This window comes from Pseudomonas sp. Colony2, from assembly GCF_019382755.1.
Classification (GTDB): domain Bacteria; phylum Pseudomonadota; class Gammaproteobacteria; order Pseudomonadales; family Pseudomonadaceae; genus Aquipseudomonas.
Genome location: NZ_CP080030.1, coordinates 2,536,117 through 2,538,637 on the forward strand (window position 1 = coordinate 2,536,117; position 2,521 = coordinate 2,538,637).

Sequence of the window (2,521 nt, forward strand, 5' to 3'; positions counted from 1 at the left end):
AGAAAACCCGAACGGAGCCGGCCGCCGTAGGCAGGAAGATCCACGCTTCATTTACCGGCCGACCAGATGCCGCCTCAATCGCTTGGGCATACGCGTCAAGTTGGCCAGCATGTTCTTGAGCCAGCCGCTCCCACTGCGCCTCGGGAGATGGATTGGATTTGTGGTCAATCAGTACCCAGCCATCTTGCGTATCCAACAACAGGTCAATCCGCCCATTCAGTACCTGCCCCGAGGTGAGCAGCTGTTGCACCGGGTACTCGGCCATGGCTTTAGCTTGCGGCCACCGGGACTCGATCCAGGAATGCAACGCAAACAGCTGGCTCATAACTTGGCCGGCGCTTACATGCTCGTGCACTCCATGCCCGAGCAACAAACTCTGCACTTCGTCCAGGACGACGGGACGGTTTGGATCTGTAAACGAAAGGCACAAGCTGGCGTGAATCGCGGTCCCCAATGCACTCATTTCCGGGTTGCCCTGCAAGGCAATACGGGTGCCGATTTGGCATTTTTCTCCGGCGCCTGTCACCGATCGGATGACGTTACTGGACGGCTGAAAGCTCAGTTGTATAAGGGGCTCGGCAAATACCAGTGGGGCAAACCAATGCAGGTTTTGCACGGCAACTGCGATAGGTTCTGGCGCATTGCCGGCGGTCAGTGTTCGACAGTCGGCCGGCAGCGTTTTTCCGTTAGGTAAACGTAGAACCTGCTCGCCTGGGGTTGTCATCAGCCACGGAGCCTGGACGCAGTCGAGCCACTGCCCAGTTGTTTTTCTGCTGGAACGTGCAATCACCAGCAGATCGCGGGCTCGGGTCATGCTCACGTAGAGCAGGCGTTTTGCTTCTTCAACAGCTTCCTCTCGGCACGTTTGGGCCAGGCTGGTCTGCTCGAACTTCTCGGCCAGCGGGACCTTCTGCTGTTTGCCTAGAGGCCAAGGCCAGTAGCGGATGAAGCGGTCGTGCAATGGTTTGTGCGGATCGAACGCGCTATTGGAGCGCGAAGAAACGGACCATAGACGGTCGCCAATATCGCGCGCCAAATCCATCAGGATTACCACTGGCCATTCTAGGCCTTTGCTGGCGTGGTGGGTCATCGCCTGAACGGCGTTCAACGCCGGTGTGGCCAATGCATCGTTGTTGGCGTTGGCCGTTTCGCCCAACCAGAGCACCAGCCCGGAGAGAGATGCAGCCCCTAGGCCATTTCGGCAGAGGTCCTCATACTGCTGCGCCAAGTCGATTAATGCGTCGAGGTTGGCCATGCGCTTTTGAGTCTGTGCTGGGGAGGTCGACCAACTTGTGACGCGCGAGGGCAAGTCACACTCGGCGATCAAGCGCTGCAACGCTTCCACAGGCGTCAGCAATGGAAGGTCAGCGCGCAGCCGCGCCACTGCCGCAACCAAGGGGTGCGCCCGATATTCGTCGACGTCTTGCTCGCGCCACAGCGCTTTTGGATGACCCGCATTTAAATAACGCAGGCGCTCCGCAACCCAACTCTCTGGCTCTTCGGCCTCAGCCAGCGAGACAATCTGCGCAGTAGCCAGTGTATCGGAGGGATCATTCAAGCGACGCAAGCACGCTAGCGCCAGGGTTGCTTCTGCAGTAGCCAGCAATCCCGGCTGCGCGGTGGAGCAGGGCATGCCTGCCGCGGCAAGGGCGGCAGCCACTTTGGCGACGTTGCTGTGGGAGTAGCAAAGTACAGTGATATCGCCCAGTCGGACGTCACGGATTTCTTTGGTGGCTTTATCGAATATCTGATGCCGACTGTTCACCAGTTGGCCAATCCCTTCAGCCAACGCACTCACCTGCTGCTCGGCGTTGCTACCATCGAGTAGCCAGTTGGCGAATGCGGGCCCGGGCAATTGATCCTCGCGGGTGGGTAACAGCCGGACTTCATCGGGCGGCAAGCTGTTGGCGAACGCCTGACTGAATACTTCGTTGGCCAGTTCGACCAACTCCGGTCGTGAGCGCCACGAGTTGGGCAACACCTGTTTCTCACCACCCAGTTCGGGCAAGGCGTTCAGGATGGCCTGCATCAATGCACAGTCGCTGCCACGGAAGCCATAGATGGCTTGCTTGATATCGCCTACCCAGTAAACCCGTTTGGCAAAGCGAGAAAGCTTCAGGAAGACCGCCAACTGCATCGGGCTGGTGTCCTGGAACTCGTCAACCATGACCAGATCAAGTTCTTGCTCCAGCACCTGAATCACGGCGGGGTTGTCTAGCAGTTTCAGCAATGCATGTTCCTGGTCGGCAAAGTCCAGCACGCCGAGCTCAAGTTTGCTCTGGCCGTACACGTGCAATGCGTCGATGGCCAAGGTGAACATTTGTTCCAGATACACCGTGATATCGCGATGCAAGTCCGTGTGTTCGGCGTAGCGCTCGACCGTTTCGGTCAGGCTTGCAACCAAAGGCTTGAGCTTGGCTTCCGGGGCCGATTTGGCCAACTTTGCCCAGGCACTCCAGCGCGCGTTGCCTTGCAGCAACTCACGGTGAAAATCCATGAGCAGGGATACATAGTCAGCCGT

General features: G+C 58.3%; 1 protein-coding gene. It reads right to left on the reverse strand.

Annotated elements, in window-relative coordinates; genetic code table 11:
- A partial coding sequence (locus tag JV201_RS10160) for a 3'-5' exonuclease (RefSeq protein WP_257903303.1) occupies window positions 1-2,497 on the reverse strand: 2,497 nt, incomplete at its 3' end.
- Between the last annotated feature and the right edge of the window lie 24 nt (window positions 2,498-2,521).